The sequence below is a fragment of the Bradyrhizobium sp. CCGB01 genome (genome assembly GCF_024199795.1).
Lineage (GTDB): Bacteria > Pseudomonadota > Alphaproteobacteria > Rhizobiales > Xanthobacteraceae > Bradyrhizobium.
In genome coordinates, this window is sequence record NZ_JANADK010000001.1 from 4,195,339 (window position 1) to 4,213,744 (window position 18,406).

Annotated in this window: 14 protein-coding genes; 5 read left to right on the top strand and 9 right to left on the bottom strand. The window is 64.7% G+C overall.

Annotated features, from left to right (window positions below; genetic code table 11):
* Positions 1-88: 88 nt before the first annotated feature.
* A complete protein-coding gene (locus tag NLM25_RS19105; RefSeq protein ID WP_254137967.1) occupies positions 89-3,235 on the bottom strand; it encodes an efflux RND transporter permease subunit in 3,147 nt (1,048 codons plus the stop codon).
* Positions 3,232-4,440 (bottom strand): efflux RND transporter periplasmic adaptor subunit, encoded by a 1,209-nt coding sequence (locus NLM25_RS19110; RefSeq protein WP_375167885.1) that lies wholly within the window; start codon positions 4,438-4,440, stop codon positions 3,232-3,234. The genes NLM25_RS19105 and NLM25_RS19110 overlap by 4 nt, the downstream gene beginning before the upstream one ends.
* A 519-nt stretch (positions 4,441-4,959) precedes the next feature.
* Between NLM25_RS19110 and NLM25_RS19115 the strand changes: the two genes are divergently transcribed.
* Together NLM25_RS19115 and NLM25_RS19120 are read left to right on the top strand one after the other, a co-directional pair.
* Positions 4,960-5,634, top strand: coding sequence for a response regulator transcription factor (locus NLM25_RS19115; RefSeq protein ID WP_254137968.1), 675 nt, complete (start codon positions 4,960-4,962; stop codon positions 5,632-5,634).
* A gap of 1 nt (position 5,635) precedes the next feature.
* The gene (locus tag NLM25_RS19120) at positions 5,636-7,036 is read left to right on the top strand and encodes a cell wall metabolism sensor histidine kinase WalK (RefSeq protein ID WP_254137969.1); all 1,401 of its coding nucleotides are present in this window, start codon (positions 5,636-5,638) and stop codon (positions 7,034-7,036) included.
* 13 nt (positions 7,037-7,049) lie between these two features.
* On the opposite strand, the gene NLM25_RS19125 is transcribed toward NLM25_RS19120, so the two are convergent.
* The 4 genes from NLM25_RS19125 to NLM25_RS19140 form a co-directional block, all read right to left on the bottom strand.
* Positions 7,050-8,339, bottom strand: a complete 1,290-nt coding sequence (locus NLM25_RS19125) for a M20/M25/M40 family metallo-hydrolase (protein ID WP_254137970.1) — start codon at positions 8,337-8,339, stop codon at positions 7,050-7,052.
* Between the two features lie 239 nt (positions 8,340-8,578).
* On the bottom strand, positions 8,579-10,180 hold the full coding sequence (locus NLM25_RS19130) for a TRAP transporter large permease subunit (protein ID WP_254118396.1): 1,602 nt from the start codon (positions 10,178-10,180) through the stop codon (positions 8,579-8,581).
* Positions 10,177-10,716, bottom strand: coding sequence for a TRAP transporter small permease subunit (locus NLM25_RS19135; protein ID WP_254118397.1), 540 nt, complete (start codon positions 10,714-10,716; stop codon positions 10,177-10,179). Before NLM25_RS19135 ends, NLM25_RS19130 begins: the two co-directional genes overlap by 4 nt.
* A 289-nt stretch (positions 10,717-11,005) precedes the next feature.
* On the bottom strand, positions 11,006-11,929 hold the full coding sequence (locus NLM25_RS19140; protein WP_254137971.1) for a LysR family transcriptional regulator: 924 nt from the start codon (positions 11,927-11,929) through the stop codon (positions 11,006-11,008).
* 116 nt (positions 11,930-12,045) lie between these two features.
* On the opposite strand from NLM25_RS19140, the gene NLM25_RS19145 reads away from it, so the two are divergent.
* From NLM25_RS19145 to NLM25_RS19155, 3 genes are read left to right on the top strand one after another with little or no spacing between them, the layout of a single operon-like run.
* Positions 12,046-12,939, top strand: a complete 894-nt coding sequence (locus NLM25_RS19145) for an NAD(P)-dependent oxidoreductase (RefSeq protein WP_309143651.1) — start codon at positions 12,046-12,048, stop codon at positions 12,937-12,939.
* Between the two features lie 8 nt (positions 12,940-12,947).
* On the top strand, positions 12,948-14,477 hold the full coding sequence (locus NLM25_RS19150; RefSeq protein ID WP_254137973.1) for an aldehyde dehydrogenase: 1,530 nt from the start codon (positions 12,948-12,950) through the stop codon (positions 14,475-14,477).
* Between the two features lie 42 nt (positions 14,478-14,519).
* Complete coding sequence (locus NLM25_RS19155; protein WP_254137974.1) at positions 14,520-15,881, top strand: DUF3100 domain-containing protein; 1,362 nt, start codon at positions 14,520-14,522, stop codon at positions 15,879-15,881.
* A gap of 61 nt (positions 15,882-15,942) precedes the next feature.
* On the opposite strand, the gene moaA is transcribed toward NLM25_RS19155, so the two are convergent.
* From moaA to NLM25_RS19170, 3 genes are all read right to left on the bottom strand, one after another.
* Positions 15,943-16,977: a GTP 3',8-cyclase MoaA gene (gene moaA, locus NLM25_RS19160; protein ID WP_254118401.1), complete on the bottom strand. Its 1,035-nt coding sequence runs from the start codon at positions 16,975-16,977 to the stop codon at positions 15,943-15,945.
* 108 nt (positions 16,978-17,085) lie between these two features.
* Entirely contained in the window at positions 17,086-17,562 is a 477-nt protein-coding gene (locus NLM25_RS19165; RefSeq protein WP_254137975.1) for a hypothetical protein, read from the bottom strand.
* A gap of 142 nt (positions 17,563-17,704) precedes the next feature.
* A complete protein-coding gene (locus tag NLM25_RS19170; protein WP_254118403.1) occupies positions 17,705-18,379 on the bottom strand; it encodes an HAD-IA family hydrolase in 675 nt (224 codons plus the stop codon).
* Positions 18,380-18,406 lie beyond the last annotated feature (27 nt).

Consider the following 18,406-nt stretch of genomic DNA (forward strand, 5'->3'; position numbering starts at 1 on the left):
ATGTCCGTGCACGAGAGCTCGGTTTTGCCGGCTCTTGCGCCCATCGAAATCGCGCCGGCGCGGCGAAAGAGACGAGCTTCAGTGTTTATCAGACCGCCGGGGGAAGCGGTGTCCGGCCGGATTTGCCAACGCGATGCTTCGCCATCTCCCGCCATCGCTGAAAGGTCACGTACAGCAACGGCACCAGGAAAATGCCGATCGAGCTTGCCGCGAGCATCCCGCCGAACACCGCGGTGCCGACCGCGCGGCGGCTGATTTCGGCCGCTCCAGTCGCGACAACCAGCGGCACCAGGCCGAGGATGAATGCGATCGAGGTCATCATCACGGCTCGGAACCGCATTTGTGATCCCAGCACCGCCGCATCTTCCACCGATCGACCGGCTTCACGCTGCTCCTTTGCGAATTCCACGATCAGAATTCCGTTCTTCGCAGCGAGCGCGATCAACACGACGAGCCCGATCTGGCCGTAGAGGTCGAGATTGAGCCCGGCGATCTTGATCGCCACATAGGAGCCGAGAACACCCACCACGACGGCCAGCAAGACGGGGACAGGAATGGTCCAACTCTCATAAAGCGCCACCAGGAAGAGATATGCGAACAGCACTGCCAGTCCGAGGATGACGCCCGTTTGGCCCGACGCCGCCTGCTCCTGATAGGCGGTGCCGGTCCATTCGAAGGAATAGCCCGCCGGCAACGTGGATTTGGAGAGCTCCTCCATCGCAGCGATCGCCGTGCCTGAGGAAACGCCGGCCGCAGGTCCGCCATTGATGGTGACCGAGCGGTAGTTGTTGTAGCGCGTGATCACCTGCGGCCCGGTCACGATCCTGATGTTCGCGATGGAGCGGATCGGTACCATTTCGCCAGTGCTGTTGCGAACGTAGATTTGCCAGATGTCTGACATGTCACCGCGATTGGCCGCTTCGCCCTGCACATTGACCTGCCAGGTACGGCCGAACAAATTGAAGTTGTTGACATAGAACCCGCCGAGGGTTGCCTGCAACGCCGTGAACACGTCACTCATGTTGAGGCCAAGGGCCTGGGCCTTTGCGCGGTCGATATCAAGATAGATCGATGGATTGGTCGCGGTGAAGGTCGAAAACACGCGCGTCAGCCGCGGATCGCGGTTCGCCACGCTGATCAAGCCACTCACCACGCTGCCGACCGCCGCAGGATCCTGCCCCTCGAGCGCCTCGAGTTGATATTCGAACCCGCCAGAGGTCGATAGACCGATAATCGGCGGAAGATTGAACGGCAGAATGTTGGCCTCGCGGATTTGCGCGCCGGCGTTGAACGTCCGCCGAATAGTCGCCTGCACCGAATCCGAGGCTGCCGTGCGATCCGCGAATGGCTTCATTCGCGCGACGATGAAGGCCGAATTCGGCTGGTTGCCACCATCGAGCAACGAAAAGCCGATGATCGAGAGCACGTGTTCGATTGCGGGAATCTGCTTGAGCAACGTTTCGACCTGCCTGGTCACCTCGCTGGTACGCGCGACCGACGCCGCGTCGGGCAGTTGCACCGCAATGAAGAACGCGCCCTGGTCCTCCTCGGGCAGAAACCCGGTCGGAGTGATGCGCGACACGCCAAAAATTCCGCCCGCGAACACCAGCACCGCGACAAGCGACAACAGCGCCATGCGCAACAGGCGGCGCACGATGCCGGCATAGCGGTCGCGAACCCAATCGATTCCGCCGAGCACGCGCGCCATGATGCCGCGCCGTGGTCCAGTGTGGCGCAGGAACACCGCACAGAGCGCCGGCGACAACGTGAGCGCGTTTAGCGCCGAGATCACCATCGCCGCGCTGATCGTGACCGCGAACTGGCGAAACAACGTTCCCGAGATTCCCGGGATGAACGCGATCGGCACGAACACCGATAACAGCACCAGCGAGATCGCAATGATCGGCGCGGTGATCTGCGCCATCGCTTTTTTGGTCGCATCGGCGGGCGAAAGATCCGGTTCCTCCTCCATCACGCGTTCGACATTCTCGACAACGACGATCGCATCATCAACCACGATGCCGATAGCGAGCACCATCGCGAGCAGGGAGACCGTGTTGGCGGAGTAGCCGAGCGCCAAGAGGACCGCGAAGGCGCCGATCAGGCTGACGGGAACGGCGACGGCCGGAATCACGGTCGCGCGCAAATTGCCGAGGAACAGGAAGACCACGATCACGACGAGCACGAAGGCTTCGCCGAGCGTCTTCAGCACTTCCTTGATCGTATCAGTAACAAAGGTCGTCGAATCGTATTGCACGAGGTACGTCAACCCGGGCGGAAACCGCTCCGACAATCTGGTGAGCGTAGCCTGCACGGCTCTCGCCGTCGTCACCGCATTTGCGCCTGGGGCGAGATAGATGCCCATGGGTACGCCGGCCTGCCCGTCGATCCGAGATTCGCTGTCCATATTTTGCGCGCCGATCTCGACGCGGGCGACGTCCTTGATCCGCAATACCGAGCCGTCGGGGTTGGCGCGCAGCAGGATATCGCCAAACTGCGTCGAGGTGGTCAGCCGACCTTGCGTCTGCACATTGAACTGGAACTGCTGGTCGTCGCTGATCGGGCGGGCCCCGATGCGGCCGACCGGTGCCTGCACGCTCTGTGTGCGGATCGCCGCGATCACGTCAGACGGCGCCAGATTGAGGCTGGTAAGGCGCTGCGTATCGAACCAGATGCGCATGGAGTAATTCAGCTTGGCGAACAGCGTCGCCTGGCCGACGCCGGGTGTGCGAGAAATCGCATCGAGGACGTTGATAATGGCATAGTTGGTGATGAACAGCGGATCCTGCTCGCCGTTCTTGCTGTAGAGCACGATAAACTGCAGCACCGCCGAGGATCGCTTCTGTACCGTCAGACCCTGAGCCTGCACTTCGGTCGGCAGTTGCGCGAGCGCGCTCTGCACGCGGTTATTGACATTCACGGTATTGATGTCGGGATTGGTGCCGAGCGCGAACGAGACAGTCAGCGTATAGCTGCCGTCGTTGCCGCTGGTCGACTTCATGTAGAGCATCTTGTCGACGCCGACGACCTGGGCCTCAAGCGGTTGGGCGACGCTCGATTCCACCACCTCGGCGGACGCGCCCGGAAAGTTGGCGCTAACGGTGACCTGCGGCGGTACGATGTCCGGGAACTGTGCCACCGGGATCTGCAAGAGCGCAAGCGCACCCGCGATTGTGATGACAAAGGCGATCACAATCGCCAGGCGTGGACGATCCACGAAGACCGACGAAATCATGGGGCTGCGCCCGTCGGTTTCGGGCCGATCCCGCCGCCGCGTTTCTGGATGCTGCCACTATCCGCGCTCGCATTCATGCTCGACTGCAGCAGCGCGCTCGCGGGTCCCGGCGCCACAGGCCGGCCGGGCTGCACCCGTTGCAGGCCCTCGACAATCACCTTTTCGCCTAGCGAAAGTCCGCTTGTCACAGATGCAACCGTCGGCGTTGATTGGCCAAGCTGAATTCGCTGCTGTTCGGCTTTGTTGTCAGCGCCCAGGACAAAAACATACTCGCCTTGCTGATCCGAGAGCACAGCGGAACGCGGGATCGCCACCACATCGACCGGCTCCGCGCCTTCGAGCAGCACCGTGACGAATTCGCCGTCGGTAAGCTCGCGCACGGTCAGGCGGCCGCCCGACAGATGCGGCAAGGTCGGATTGGGAATAGTGCCCCGCAGCATGATCGTGTCGGTGCTCTGCGCCACCGTGTTATTGACAAAGTTGAGCTTGCCTATCTGGTCATATAGACGGCCGTCCGTTAGCCGAAGGCGAATAACGACTGCGTTGAAGCCGCCTCGTGGCGCGTAACGTTCGCGCAGATCCAGCGCTTCGCGGAGCGACACCGGAAAAGTGACATACATCGGGTCCTGACTGACGATGGTTGTCAGCGCGTTCGAACTCGGGCTGACGACGTTGCCTTCAGTGACGGACGTGCGTCCAATCATGCCGTCGATCGGCGAGCGAATTTCGGTGTAGTCGAGATTGATCTGCGATAGGTCGACCTGCGCCTGCGCCGCTTGCACTTGCGCTTCCAGGCTCTGCTGGTTGGCGACTGCAGCATCATAGGTGGATTGCTGGCCGGCCGGCCCGCTCAGCAAAGTCCTCGCCCGCTCGGTTGTCAGCTTGGCGTTGACCAGGGTTGCCTGGAGCTGCGCGACCTGCGCCTGCTTCGACTTGAGGTCGGCCTCGAAGGGACCGCGCTCGAGCTTGTAGAGCAGATCGCCGGTCTTGACTTCGGTGCCTTCCGCAAATTTGCGCTGCTCCAGAAAGGCGGTGACGCGCGCGACCACATTGACTCGGTTGGTCGCTTCGATACGTCCCAGAAATTCGCTGGATTGGATGATGGGCCGCTTGACCGCTTCCATCACGCCGACGGCCGGAGGTCCCGCTGGCCCGACCTGGGCGTCGGCGCTCGCGATCATTCCGAAACCGATGGCGCCCAGCATGACGGCGCTTACCAGCGTGCCGCTCGCTGCTTTATCAAGGTGCATGTCCTTGTGCGCCTTCCACTTTTCAGGTCTTGATCTGCTATCGTGGCGGTAGAACGCAATCACATTCATAGCAGGACCGTGGCATGACGTCGACGACCGGCCATTTCTCACTTCTGACCAGCCAGGCGTCGCGACCACGATGGAGCGGAACCGTTCCTGGGCTGACGACAAGAACATGCCCTAAACCAAAGGGGCATGGCCGAGAGAGACGACCTGGGTCGCCATTTTGAGTGGCGGGTCCGTTGTGGGGCAGAAGCGGCAATGTTTATTCAATCGCGGGATTTCTGCTCTCGCGCCGCAGCAGCCGACATCCGCTGCCCTATGAGGACGCGTCGCAATCAGCTTACATTAACCTGACAGGAGAGACCGGCCTGCCGGGCGCTTTTTCGCTGGCCGTGGCGCCCCGAATGGTGGAAGAGAGCGAAGGTGCGGCGCGAGCCGCGTGGTTGCTCCGGAACATGCCGCGGAAATGCGATGCGCCTTCTGATCGTCGAGGACAATGCCGAGCTGTCGCGGCTCGTTGCCGGCGGGCTGGCGGCGGCCGGCTATGAGAGCGACATCGTCGGCACCGCAGCCGAGGCGCGCGAGGCGGTGAGCAGCGTCAACTACGCGGCGATGATCCTCGACCTCGGCCTGCCCGACGGCGACGGCCTGTCGGTGCTGCGCGAGCTGCGCCGGCAGATGGAGCCGCTGCCGGTCCTGGTGCTGACCGCGCGCGGCGGCTTGCAGGACCGCGTCAGCGGCCTGCGCAGCGGCGCCGACGACTATCTCGCAAAACCGTTCGCGATGGAGGAGCTGGTGGCACGGCTGGAGGCGATCCTGCGCCGGCCCGGCCAGCTGCTCGGCCGCTCGCTGCGGCTTGCCAATCTCGTCTACGATACCGAAAGCCGCCAGATATTCGTCGACGACCAGCCGCGGATCATCTCGTCGCGCGAGACTTCGGTGCTGGAGATCCTGCTGCGCCGGCAGGGGCGGGTGGTGCCGAAGAAAAACGTCGAGGACCACATCTTCGGGCTCGAAGGCGAGGTCGCCTCCAACGCCGTCGAGGTCTACGTCTCGCGGCTGCGCAAGCAGCTCGCCGAGCACGGCGCCAAGGTCGTGATCCATACCATCCGCGGCGTCGGCTATCTCATGGCCGAGGAGAAATAGCGTGGCTGCCGCCGCCTCCTATGGCAGGTCGCCGACCTTCAAGTCGCTGATCTGGCGGATCGTGTTCCTGCACATCGTCGCGGTCGCGGTGGTCGCGATCTTCCTGCCGCTGGTGCTGTTCTGGCTGCTCAATTCGGAAGTGGACCAGCTGCACCGGGATGCCATGCGTGCGCAGGCCGAGGTCCTGGCGGAGCGCATCGTCGCCCAGCCGGACGGCCTGTTGACGTTCAACCTGCCGGACAGCCTGCGGGGTCTCTATTCGGAAGCCTACGGCCGCTATCTCTATGACATCCGCGATGCCGAGGGCCGCTTGCTGTTTTCGTCCCGCCGCAAGACGGGCGCCGCCGCAGCCGCGCCGCCGCCGCTGTCCGAGACGATTTCCGGCGCAGGCGTCACCCGGATCATCGACGGCAAGATCATTCGCATCCGCGTCGCCGAGGACCTCGCGCACCGCGACGTCATCATCGACGACATCATCTCGAACTTCTTCCGGCGCGTCGGGTGGATCACCATTCCGATCCTGCTGGTCCTGCTCGCCACCGACATCATCATCTTCCGCCGCGCGATCGCGCCGCTGTGGAAGGCCTCCGAGGAGGCCAGCAATATCGGTCCGGCGCGCACCGACATCCGCCTGCCGACGGAGCAGATCCCGCGCGAGATCATGCCCCTGGTTACCGCGGTCAACCAGGCGCTCGACCGGCTCGAGGACGGCTTTCGGGTGCAGCGGCAGTTCACCGCCGACGCGGCGCATCAATTGCGCACGCCGCTCACGATTCTGCGCACGCGGATCGAGACGCTTCACGACGGCGCCGCAAGGCAGGCGCTGCATGACGACATCGAGAGCATGAGCCGCATCGTCGCCCAGCTGCTGGAGATCGCCGAACTCGACACCCTGGTGCTCGATCCCGGCGAGACCGCCGACCTGCGCGCCGTCTGCGCCGAGGTGGTCGGCGCCATCGCGCCGTTCGCGATCGCGCAGCACAAGGACATCGCGCTGAGGGGCACCGACGCGCCGGTGCTGATCCACGGCAATTCCGAGATGCTGCAGCGCGCGATCTTCAACCTCGCCGAAAACGCCATCAAGTTCACGGCCAAGGACACGTCCGTCGACGTCGAGGTGCGCGAGAACGGCGAGGTGCGGGTGCGCGATCGCGGCCCGGGCATCAAGGAAGGCGAGCGCGAGCTGATCTTCCAGCGCTTCTGGCGCGCCGACCGCCAGCGCAGCGACGGCGCGGGATTGGGGCTCTCGATCGTGCGCGCCGTGGCGGATGATCACGCGGCGACGATCGCGGTGGAAAATCTCCCGGGCGGCGGCGCGGAGTTCACGCTGCGGTTCACGCTGGCGGAGAAGACGGTGTTTTTACCCTCTCCCCTTGTGGGAGAGGGGGGCTCGCCGCGGTAGCGGACAGACGCCGCTATTTCAGCTTGCCGGTCGACAGATCCATGATCATGCGCGTGGCCAGATAGAGGCGCGGCACGATGCTGTTGAGCTGCACATATTCGGCATCGTTCGAATGCGCGCCGAAGCCCGACAGGCCCATGCCTTCGACCACGGCCCCGTTGGTCTTGAGCGCGGCAAATGCAGCGTCGGTGCCGCCGCCGTTGGCCTTCTCGTCGACCTTGAGGGCCAGTCCGATCTCCCCATAGATCGTCTTGCCGTAGGCCGCCACGCGGCGCGAGGCGTCATTGGCTTCGAGCGGCGGGCGACGCACCTCGAATTTCAGGTCGACTTTGGAGTCGGGCAGCAGGCGATTCTTGATCTTGTCCTGAAGCGCCTTCTCCAGCTCGTCGAAATCCGCCACCTTGAGCGCGCGCGCATCGGCCTGGGCCGTGGCGTCGGCAGGGATCACGTTGCGGTTGGTGCCGGCCTTGGACACCGTCCAGTTCAGTTTCAGGCCCTGTTCGGGCTTCGACAGGTCCTTCATCTGGAGCACCTGGTGCGAGAGCTCATACAGCGCGTTGACGCCGCCCTCGGGCCGGGCGCCCGCATGCGACGACTTGCCATGCACCGTGAGATAGGCCGAGCCGATGCCGCTGGTGGCGAGGCGCAGCGTGCCGTCGGTGCCGCCGCCTTCGAACGAGAACACCACGTCCTGATCCGCGGCGAAGCGGGTGATGGTGCTGCGCCAGCCCGGCGAGGAGATCTCCTCGTCGCCGTTGGTGAGCACGGTGAGCGTGCCGTAATCCCTGAAGTTCAACTTCTGGAGCAGGGCCACGGTGTGGAGAATGAGCGCGACGCCCTGCTTGTCGTCGGCAATGCCGAGGCCGTAGGCCTTGTCGCCGTCGATGCGGAACGGCTGGTCCTTCAACATGCCCTTCAGGTACACCGTGTCCATGTGGGCGATCAGCATGATCTTCTTGGCTCCGCTGCCCTTGAAGACGGCGTGCACGGCCGGGCCGATCTTCTCGGGCGTGTCGTCGAGGCGATAGATGTCGTTGGCTTGCAGGATCTCCACCGTGCCGCCGAGCTGCTTGAGCTGGCCGGCAACGCGCTCGGCGATCTGGTTCAGGCCTTCGATGTCCTTGCTGCCGGATTCGATATTGACGAGATCGCGCAGCGTGTCGAGCAGCGGCTGCTGCTCCTTTTGCGCCAGCGCATGGACATCGGCGACCGGCTCGGCCTGCGCGATGGTCGCCGCACAGGCGAGCCAGAGCGAAGCGATCAGCGGACGGGCGAGCGATAGAGCAGGGTGCGGTCGGGACATGCGGGGCCACCATGGGGTTGGAGGATGGCCCGGTATGCCCATGTTTGTGACGCTTGTCACGCGCGGGTCGCTTCACCCTCTCCCCTTGCGGGAGAGGGTGGCTCGCCGCGATAGCGGCGAGACGGGTGAGGGGTTGTCTCCGCGGGTCGAACTCTCATTCGAGTGCGCGGAGAGAACCCCTCATCCGGCGCTTCGCGCCACCTTCTCCCGCAAGGGGAGAAGGAAGAAAGCGCGCCTCGCTATTTCTGCGGCGGGCCGAGATCCAGCGGTGGCAGGTCGATCTGCGGCACTTCGATCTTGACCTTGTCGAGGTCGACGTTGAGCGGCTTGTCGAGCAGGCCCGTCACCGTGACCGGGAAGACGATCACGAGCAGCACCATGATCATCTGGAGCCCGATCCAGGGGATCGCGCCCCAATAGATGTCGGAGCTCTTCACTTCCTTGGGCGCGACGCCGCGCAGGTAGAACAACGCGAAGCCGAACGGCGGATGCAGGAACGAGGTCTGCATGTTCACGCACAGCATCACGCCGAACCAGATCAGCGCCGCGTCCGGTCCCACCACGGGGGCAAGGACCTTCTGCGCGATCGGCGCGATCATCGGCAGGATGATGAAGGCGATCTCGAAGAAGTCGAGGAAGAACGCCAGGAAGAAGATGAAGAGGTTGATGAAGATCAGGAAGCCCCAGACGCCGCCGGGCAGCGAGGTCAGGAGATGCTCGAGCCAGACGCCGCCGGAGACGCCGAGGAACACCACCGAGAAGCAGGTCGAGCCGATCAGGATGAAGGTGACCATGCAGGTGAGGCGCATGGTGGATTCGTAGCCCTGCTTGATGAGGTCGCGCAGGTCCGGGATGCGCGCGGCCTGGAAGCAGATCCAGGCCACCGCCAGATAGGTCACCGCGAAGGCGAGCTTGAAGATCAGATTCTCGCTGTACAGTATCGCGACGATGGTGCCGATGCCGGCCGCAATCACGCCGAGGAAGAGGATCTTGCGGTCGGACGAGGTGAAGTCCTTGTGGTGGATCGCGGCGAGCACGATGGCGCCGACCGCGCCCATCGCGCCGGCTTCCGTCGGGGTCGCAAGGCCCATCATCATGGTGCCGAGCACGACGAAGATCAGCACGGCCGAGGGAATGATGCCCATCAGGCACTTTTTCCACAGCGCCCAGCCGGTCAGCGTGCGCGCTTCCAGCGGCACCGGCGGCACGTGTCCCGGCTTGATCAGGCCGAGCACGAAGGTGTAGCCGGCGAACAGCATGATCTGGAACACCGAGGGGCCCCAGGCGCCGAGATACATGTCGCCGACCGACTTGCCGAGCTGGTCGGCGAGCACGATCAGCACCAGCGAAGGCGGCACCAGCTGCGTGATCGTGCCGGAGGCAGCGAGCACGCCGGTGATGTACCGCATGTTGTAGCCGTAGCGGATCATCACCGGCATCGAGATCAGCGCCATGGCGATGACCTGCGCCGCCACCGTGCCGGTGATGGCGCCGAGGATGAAGCCGACGATGATCACGGAATAGCCGAGGCCGCCGCGGACCGGGCCGAACAGCTGGCCCATCGAATCCAGCATGTCCTCCGCGAGCCCACATCTCTCCAATATCGCGCCCATGAAGGTGAAGAACGGGATCGCGAGCAGCAGCTCGTTGGAGAGCACGCTGCCGAACACGCGCCCGGGGATCGCCTGGAGGAAGTTGAGGTCGAAGAATCCGAGATGGATGGCGAGGAAGCCGAAGGAGAGGCCGACCGCGGCGAGCGTGAACGCCACGGGGAAGCCGAGCAGCATCGCCAGAACCAGGCCGCCGAACATCAGCGGCGGCATCATCTCCAGCGTAATCATTGGGTCGGCCTCTCGTACTTGGCGTCGATCGTCACATAGCCCTGGAGAGCCGCGATACGCTTGATGACTTCGGAAATACCCTGGAGCGCCAGCATCACGAAGCCGGCGGGGATCACGAACTTGATGGGCCAGCGGATCAGGCCGCCGGCATTGCCCGACATCTCGCCGACGTTATAGGCCTGCATGAAGAACGGCCAGGACAGATAGGCGAGCAGCAGACAGGAGGGGATCAGGAAGAACAGCGTGCCGATCATGTCGAGCCAGAGCTGGCCGCGTTCGGACAGCATCAGATAGAAGATCTCGACCCGGACATGCTCGTTGCGCTTGAAGGTGTAGGACGCGCCGAACATCACCAGGATCGCGAACATGTACCATTGCAGCTCCAACCAGCCGTTGGAGGAGCTGCTGAAGGCATAGCGGATCATGGCATTGGCCGCGCTGACCAGGCACGCCAGCAGCACCAGAATGTTACAGACGTACCCAATCTTTTCATTGAGGGCGTCGATGGCGTTGCTCACCGCCAGAAATGGACGCATCTTGATTCATCTCCGTCGCGGCCCAACACTTCACGGAAGGCATCGGCGCGCATCACTCGGTCCGCATGCAAGAGGCATGTGGTCACACGGATCGTATTCCGGAGCGATTGCGGCGTCAGTCCTCCCCTCGCGCCTTGCCGTCTTGACCGCGACCGCCAACGGGGCGGGCCGGCTTATTGCTGCCGGGCAAGCAAAGGCGGTCGCACCAAACCAGCGGGTTCACGTGCCGTCAATCGGAAAATGGACAAATTGACGCCGGGTCAAAAGCTTAACACCGCAAAAGCTTGGATTAGCGGCGACCGGCTTGAAAGGCCTTCATCCGGCCGATCAAGAACCTGAGCAACTGGCTGGCCGCGTTCGGCAGCTCACGGCCCAACCGGGTTATGATCTGGGCTTCTGCCGATGCGAGCAGCACGTTTTCGACCGGGATGGCAACCAGCGATCCATCCTCCAGGTCGGCCGCAACCGAGAAGGCCGGAAGCAAGGTCACGCCAAGACCGGAGCGAACGAAATGTCGGAGGATGCTGATCGAGGTCGTCGCCAGCTTCGGCGAGAGGCCGACCTTCTCGGATGTTTCAGCCATCGCGAGCAACTGGCGCGTGCCATAGCCCGCGTACATGATTCCCAGCGCGTGTTTGGCAATCTCCCGTAGTTTGACGGGGCGACGGAGCTTCGCAAGCGGATGGTCGGGGCGCGCGATCAGGCAAATCGGCTGGCGGATCGCAGCGCAGGAGCGAATCCGCGGATCCTGAGGCGGATGATAGACGAGCCCGATATGGCAGCGGTCGTCCGCGATGGCACGTATGACCTCGCTCGTGCCCGCAAGCTCCAGCGAAATGGTCAACCGCGGATGTCGGCGCCAGAACTCGCCGAGCGAGCCTCCCATGAGATCCGCGACAAAGCCCTCGCCCAGCACGAGGTCGATGTGACCGCGATGCAGTCCCTGGAGTTCCCGCAACCTTGCGAGGGTGTCGTCGCGGTCCACGGTGTGGCGGCGGTAGTGCTCGATCAGCAGCTCGCCGGCTTCGGTGGGCCGCACCCCGCGGCTGTGCCGGTCGAGGAGGGCTGCGTCGAGCTCCTGCTCCAGCAAGGCGATCTGGCGACTCACCACCGATGGGTTCACGCCGAGCGCGTCGGCTGCGGCGCGCACGGCGCCGTAGCGCGCCGCCTCGAACAGGTAGCGAAGCCGGTTCTCGTCGAGAGCATGACTCATGTCCGAATTACTCATGCCCGAATTACTGATGCCCAAGTGTTGCCCATGAGGCAACATTAGGCAACCGCACCGCTGATGCCCAGGCCGGGCTCTGCTGCCTATGGTTTCCCGGCAATATCAGGGGTGAGGGACAAGAAATGGCGGTCGTCGGCGTCGTAGGGCTCGGGAATATGGGGCGCGGCATGGCGATCTCGCTGACGCGAGCCGGCCATGACGTGCTTGGGACCGACACGTCGGACGCGGCGCGCGCGGCGCTCGCTGCGGCGGGTGTTGCGGTTTTCGACGGTCTTGCACCGCTCTGCACCCGCGCGGATCTTCTCATCCTCTCCCTGCCGACCGCCGAGATCGTCGAAGCCGTCGTCACCGGCAAGGACGGTATCATTGCCCATGCGAGGCCAGGCCTGCGCGTGGTCGACACGTCGACATCCAATCCCGAGACGACCCGCCGGCTCGCCGCGGCTCTTGCGGCTCGGGGCATGGCGATGATCGATGCGCCGGTCAGCGGCGGTCCGAAGGGCGCCATCACCGCGACCATGACCATGGTGGTCGGCGGCGCGGATGACGATGTCGCCGCAGTCGAACCCGTTCTCAGCGACATGAGCGCGAAGCGGGTCCATGTCGGATCGGTCGGCGCCGGGCATGTCTGCAAGATCATCAACAATCTGCTGTGCGCGGCGCATTTGCTGACCGCCGCCGAGGCGATGCGCATCGCGCGCGACGCCGATGTCGATCCGGCCCGCCTGCTCGAAGGCCTCAATGCGGGCTCCGGCCGATCCGGCGTCACGCAGGTCAATTTGCCGAGCTGGGTCCTGAACGGCGCCTTCGATTCCGGCTTCACGATGGCGCTGATGCGCAAGGATGTCCGCCTTGCCGCTCAGCTCATCGCCAAGCTCGCGCTCGATCTGCCGATCGCCCGGGAGACCGCGCGGGTCTGGTCCGACAGTGCTGCCTCGATCGGCGATGGCGAAGACTTCAACAGGATCGTCGAGCTTCAGCTCGGCAGGATGTGAGCGACACCATGACCCCCTTCATCGAAACGCGGCTGCGTGATGCGCTCACCCCGTTCTGGCCCGACTGTGCGGCGATCGGCTCCCACGTGGCGGGCCGGATCGTTCCTGGCAGCGGCGAACTCATCACGATCGACGATCCCGCAACCGGCGCGCCGCTCTATGCCTACCATGATGCCGGCGAGGCCGTGGTCGCCGAGGCGGCAGCTGCGGCTGTCGCGGCGCAAGGTGCCTGGGCACGGCTGACCGGTGCGGCCCGCGGCCGCGTCATGCAGGCGATCGCGCGTGCAATTCAAGGCAAGGCGGAAGAACTGGCGCGCCTTGAGTCGGTGTCGGCCGGCAAGCCGATCCGAGACACGCGCGTCGAGGTCGCCAAGGTTGCCGAGATGTTCGAATACTATGCCGGCTGGGCCGACAAGTTTCATGGCGACGTGATTCCGGTGCCGTCGAGCCATCTCAACTATACGCGGCGCGAGCCCGTCGGAATCGTGCTCCAGATCACGCCCTGGAACGCGCCGATCTTCACCTGCGGCTGGCAGGTCGCCCCCGCCATCGCAATGGGCAACGGCGTGCTGTTGAAGCCGTCGGAGCTGACGCCGCTCACCTCCATGACGGTCGCGCACCTCGCCGAGCAAGCCGGATTGCCGGTCGGTCTTGTCAACGTGCTCGCGGGATATGGCCACACGACCGGTCAGGCTGCGCTCGGCCGGCCGGCAGTCAAGAAGGTGGTCTTCGTCGGGTCGGTGCCGACGGGAAGGCTGATCGCGGAAGCCGCCGCCAGGCGCCTGTTGCCTTGCGTTCTCGAGCTCGGGGGAAAGTCCGCCAACATCGTGTTCGCCGATGCCGACCTTGCACGCGCGGCGATCGGCGCCCAGGCTGCCATCTTCGCCGGCGCTGGACAGAGCTGCGTGGCAGGCTCGCGGCTTCTGGTCGAGCGATCGGTCTACGACCGCTTCATCAAGATGGTCGCAGACGGTGCTGCGAAGCTGAAGGTCGGCGCGCCCAATGCGACAGACACCGAGGTCGGGCCGATCAACAATGCCCGGCAATACGCCCGCGTGCTCGCGATGGTGAAGCAGGGCCTCAGCGAGGGCGCGACGCTCGCCACCGGCAGCGACGGCAGCCCCAGCCAGGGTGGATTCTTCGTTGCTCCGACCGTCCTGCGTGACGTCAGCAACAGCATGGCGGTTGCCCGCGACGAAATATTCGGACCTGTCGTCGCTGCGATTCCGTTCGATACCGAGGAGGAGGCCGTTGCGATCGCCAATGACAGCGATTTCGGTCTCGCCGGCGCGGTCTGGACGCGCGACGTCGCGCGCGCGCACCGGGTCGCCGCGCAGGTCAGGGCCGGGACGTTCTGGATCAATTCCTACAAGACGATCAACGTCGCATCGCCGTTCGGCGGCTCTGGCATGAGCGGCTACGGCCGTTCGAGCGGCGTCGAGGTTCTCTCCGAATACACGGAGGTCAAGAGCGTCTGGGTCGAGACCGCGGCCGAGCCGGCCGTGGGCTTCGGCTACGCACCGGGCGTGCGGGAGTAGCGTCTCAAAGTCATCAATCTCATCGTGGAACGGGGGCTTCGCATGAGCAATTTCACATCCGCATCACCGGCCGGAATCGATGCAGGCCGGGTGGGCCTGTCCAAGGTCTTCGTCGGCGTCGGCCTCACCGTCCTGCTCGCTGAACTGATCGGCGCGGTCACGGTCCCGCTCGGTGGGACCTACAAGGTCGTGCTGCTGCCCTTGCTCTGGGCGCTGCTGATCGGCGCGGCCTGGGGGCTTGCGAGCCCGCGTCTGCCAGCGGTGATGCGCTTCGACGCTCGCACGCAGGCGCTCGCAGCTGCGGCGCTCCAGCCGGCCTTGCTGCTGTTCGTCGCCAAGCTCGGACTGCTGGTCGGCGGGTCGCTGCCGAAAATCCTCACCGCAGGCTGGGCATTGGTGTTCCAGGAGTTCGGACATTTTTTCGGCACCATGGTGTTCGGCCTGCCGGTTGCCCTGCTGCTCGGCATCAAGCGGGAGGCGATCGGCGCCACCTTTTCCGTCGGACGCGAGCCAAGCCTCGCCATTATCGGCGAGAAGTACGGGATGAACAGCGCTGAGGGCCGCGGCGTTCTCGCGGAGTACATGACCGGCACGATCTTCGGCGCTGTCTTCATCGCCATCTTCGCGGGCGTCATCACCGGTCTCGGCATCTTCGATCCGCTCGCCCTCGCCATGGGCGCCGGTGTCGGTTCGGGCAGCCTGATGGCCGCCGCTTCCGGCGCGATCGCGGCTCAACAGACCGCTGATGTTGCCAAGGACGTCGCGGCCTTCGCTGCGGCGAGCAATCTGATCACGACGACCATCGGCACCTACTTCACCCTGTTCCTGTCGCTGCCCTTCACGGTCTGGGCGTACGGCGTGCTCGAGCCGATCCTGGGGCGCGGTCGCGACAAGACGCCGGAAGACCTCACGTCGCCGGCGGCGGCCGGCGCAACGCTCGCGCATCAACTGACGGCGGATGTCTCGGCGATCGAGCGCCTGTCGATCTGGATCGTCAGTGCGCTCATCGCCCTGATCGGCAATTACATCGCCTACAAGACCGTGCCGGACGCCTCGGTTCTCGCCGGCACCGCGATCATCGTGGCAGCCGTCATGATCGGCCACCTGATCTACCTGCTCACGAAGGGCTGGGTGCCTGCCGTGGTTTGGGTGTCCCTTGTCGCGATGGCGTTGACCTATCCTGCCACTCCCTTTGCGGCCGACATCGCGGCTGCGACCGGCAAGATCAACTTCCTCGCGCTCGCGACGCCTCTGCTGGCGTTTGCGGGCCTGTCCATCGCCAAGGACATGCCTGCATTCCGATCGCTCGGCTGGCGGATCGTCGTGGTCTCGCTGATGGCGAATGCGGGGACGTTCCTGGGCGCGACGATCATCGCCCAGTTCTTCATGCACAAGCCGGTCTGATCGTTGTCGCTGGCCGCTGCGCACTTTGCGCTAGCGCGGCCCTCCGGGTCCGGATCATGCTCTAGCCGCCGGTGACGCTCATGTGCCTGGAGACGCTGGGGCGGTCGTGGCGGCGGTCGATGATGAAATCGTGGCCCTTGGGCTTCAGCCCGATGGCGCGGTCGATCGCATCCGCAAGCAGCATGTCGTCATCGGATGCACGCAGGGGCTTGCGCAGATCGGAGGCATCCTCGTGGCCGAGGCAGGTGTGCAGCGTGCCGGTGCAGGTGATGCGCACCCGATTGCAGGATTCACAGAAATTGTGGGTCATCGGCGTGATGAAGCCGAGCTTGCCGCCGGTCTCGGCGACGCTGACATAGCGCGCCGGCCCGCCAGTGCTCTCGGCCAGGTCCGTCAGCGTGAATTGCTGGGCGAGCCGCGCGCGCACCAGCGACAGCGGCAGATACTGGTCGAGCCGGCCCGAGCCGATCTCGCCCATCGGCATCACCTCGATCAGCGTCAGGCCCATGCCCTTGCCGTGGGCCCAGCGCATCAGCGAAGGCAGTTCATCCTCGTTGAGGTTCTTCAGCGCCACCGCGTTGATCTTCACGTAAAGCCCCGCGGCGCGCGCGGCTTCGATGCCCTCCAGCACCTTGTCGATCTCGCCCCAGCGGGTGATCTCGCGGAACTTCTTGGGATCGAGCGTGTCGAGCGAGACGTTGATGCGGCGGACGCCGCAATCGGCGAGCTCCCGGGCATGTTTCGCGAGCTGGGTGCCGTTGGTGGTCAGCGTCAGCTCGTTCAGGGCGCCGCTCGACAGGTGGCGCGACAGCGAGCGCACCAGCGTCATCACGTTGCGGCGGACCAGCGGCTCGCCGCCGGTGAGACGCAACTTCTTCACGCCCTTGGCGATGAAGGCCGAGCAGAGCCGGTCGAGCTCTTCCAGCGTCAGCAGGTCCGCCTTGGGCAGGAAGGTCATGTCTTCCGACATGCAGTAGAAGCAGCGCAGATCGCAGCGGTCGGTGACGGAAACGCGCAAATAGGAGATGGTCCGCCCGAACGGATCGGTCATCGCGCTCGACAGCGCGGCGCGGGGGCTCGCGGAAAGTCCGTTCATACGAGAGGCCTTGTCACTTACGGCGACGGGCGCACCGATGCTTCAGCGGTGCTCTGGAAGCAATCTAAGCATCAGACGCGGCTAGGACAATCGGGTGGTATACGTAAGTCAGCGCTTCCCCGCGTTCGGATCGGGGAACGGCGAACCCTCCGCCGGAGCAGAATCGGCCGGTGCTGCGGCGGGCGCGGCTGCGACCGGTTTCGGCTTCTTCGGCCGGTGCGGCTTGCGGACCGGTTTCGGCGGGGCGGCAGGCTGAAGCTCGGCAAACACCGGATTCGGGTCGGTGGTGACCGAGGCCGGCGTGGTGAAATCGCCGGGATTCTTGATCACGTTCACCGGCACGGTTCCCGGCTGGTATTTTGGCAGTGCGAAAGCGACCGTGAAGGGGGCGTCGGGGGCAGGAACCGAGACGGAGCAGGGGGTCTTGCAGCCCGCACCCAGCGAGGTCGTGGCGTCAGCCCCCGGGGGATTGGATTCGAGCCGGACCTGGACGGTCGGCGGCGCCGATTTGAACATGTCCCAGGACATCGAGGAGCAGCCACCCAAGCTTGCTCCCGCTAACGCAATCGCGATGACACGACGCATGACCACCCACTCTAACTGCGACGAACCGCCACATCCCCGGCCGGACCATAGGGGTGTCGTTTCAGGCAGGCAACCGGCGCGCGGCGCATATTAACGCAGGGTTCAGAAAAATAATCTTGCTAAGTCAAAGGCTTGTGGGTGCCTAAGCCAGCATCAGGCTGTGGGCTGCGGCCGGCAGGTCGCGCATGTGATGGATCAGCCGATCCGGCTTCAGCTCGGCGATCGGCACGTCCGTATAGCCGAAGCTGACCCCGATCACGGGCACCCCGGCGCGGCGGGCGACGCCGACGTCGGGTCCGGCATCGCCGACCATGATGCTGGCTTTGACCTCTCCACCCGCGCGGGCCACGGTCTCGCGGAAAATGGTGGGATCGGGCTTCGGGACGCCGAAAGTGTCGGCGCCGCAGATCGCCGCGAAGCGCCGGCTCAGGCCGAGTTGGTCCAGGAGCCGCTTCGACAGCCATTCCAGCTTGTTGGTGCAGACCGCGAGGCGGTGGCCCTGAGCCGCAAACTGGTCGAGTGCGGCCTCAAGCCCCTCGAAGGGGCGGGATTCGACCGCGATATGGTCGGCGTAATAGGCGATGAAGTCCGCGGTCAACCGGTCCATGTCCGCGGGGCTGACGGTGCGGCCCTCGGCCTCCAGCCCCCGTTCGATCAGCTTGCGGGCGCCGGCGCCGATCATGTTGCGGGCCGAGGCCATCGGCACGGGCGGTAGCCCTTCGCGGTCAAGCACGTGGTTCAGCGCGGTGATCAGGTCGGGCGCCGTATCCACAAGCGTGCCGTCGAGATCGAAGACGAGAGTGTAGGGGGAGGTCATGGTCCCAGCGCTACCGGTCCGGCCGGA

What these genes read in the sequence shown, in the direction of transcription:
- NLM25_RS19105 (WP_254137967.1), bottom strand. Translation starts at nt 3,235, where the DNA reads ATGATTTCGTCGGTCTTCGTGGATCGTCCACGCCTGGCGATTGTGATC.
- NLM25_RS19110 (WP_375167885.1), bottom strand. Translation starts at nt 4,440, where the DNA reads ATGCTGGGCGCCATCGGTTTCGGAATGATCGCGAGCGCCGACGCCCAG.
- NLM25_RS19115 (WP_254137968.1), top strand. Translation starts at nt 4,960, where the DNA reads ATGCGCCTTCTGATCGTCGAGGACAATGCCGAGCTGTCGCGGCTCGTT.
- NLM25_RS19125 (WP_254137970.1), bottom strand. Translation starts at nt 8,339, where the DNA reads ATGTCCCGACCGCACCCTGCTCTATCGCTCGCCCGTCCGCTGATCGCT.
- NLM25_RS19130 (WP_254118396.1), bottom strand. Translation starts at nt 10,180, where the DNA reads ATGATTACGCTGGAGATGATGCCGCCGCTGATGTTCGGCGGCCTGGTT.
- NLM25_RS19135 (WP_254118397.1), bottom strand. Translation starts at nt 10,716, where the DNA reads ATGCGTCCATTTCTGGCGGTGAGCAACGCCATCGACGCCCTCAATGAA.
- NLM25_RS19140 (WP_254137971.1), bottom strand. Translation starts at nt 11,929, where the DNA reads ATGAGTCATGCTCTCGACGAGAACCGGCTTCGCTACCTGTTCGAGGCG.
- NLM25_RS19150 (WP_254137973.1), top strand. Translation starts at nt 12,948, where the DNA reads ATGACCCCCTTCATCGAAACGCGGCTGCGTGATGCGCTCACCCCGTTC.
- NLM25_RS19155 (WP_254137974.1), top strand. Translation starts at nt 14,520, where the DNA reads ATGAGCAATTTCACATCCGCATCACCGGCCGGAATCGATGCAGGCCGG.
- moaA (WP_254118401.1), bottom strand. Translation starts at nt 16,977, where the DNA reads ATGAACGGACTTTCCGCGAGCCCCCGCGCCGCGCTGTCGAGCGCGATG.
- NLM25_RS19165 (WP_254137975.1), bottom strand. Translation starts at nt 17,562, where the DNA reads ATGCGTCGTGTCATCGCGATTGCGTTAGCGGGAGCAAGCTTGGGTGGC.
- NLM25_RS19170 (WP_254118403.1), bottom strand. Translation starts at nt 18,379, where the DNA reads ATGACCTCCCCCTACACTCTCGTCTTCGATCTCGACGGCACGCTTGTG.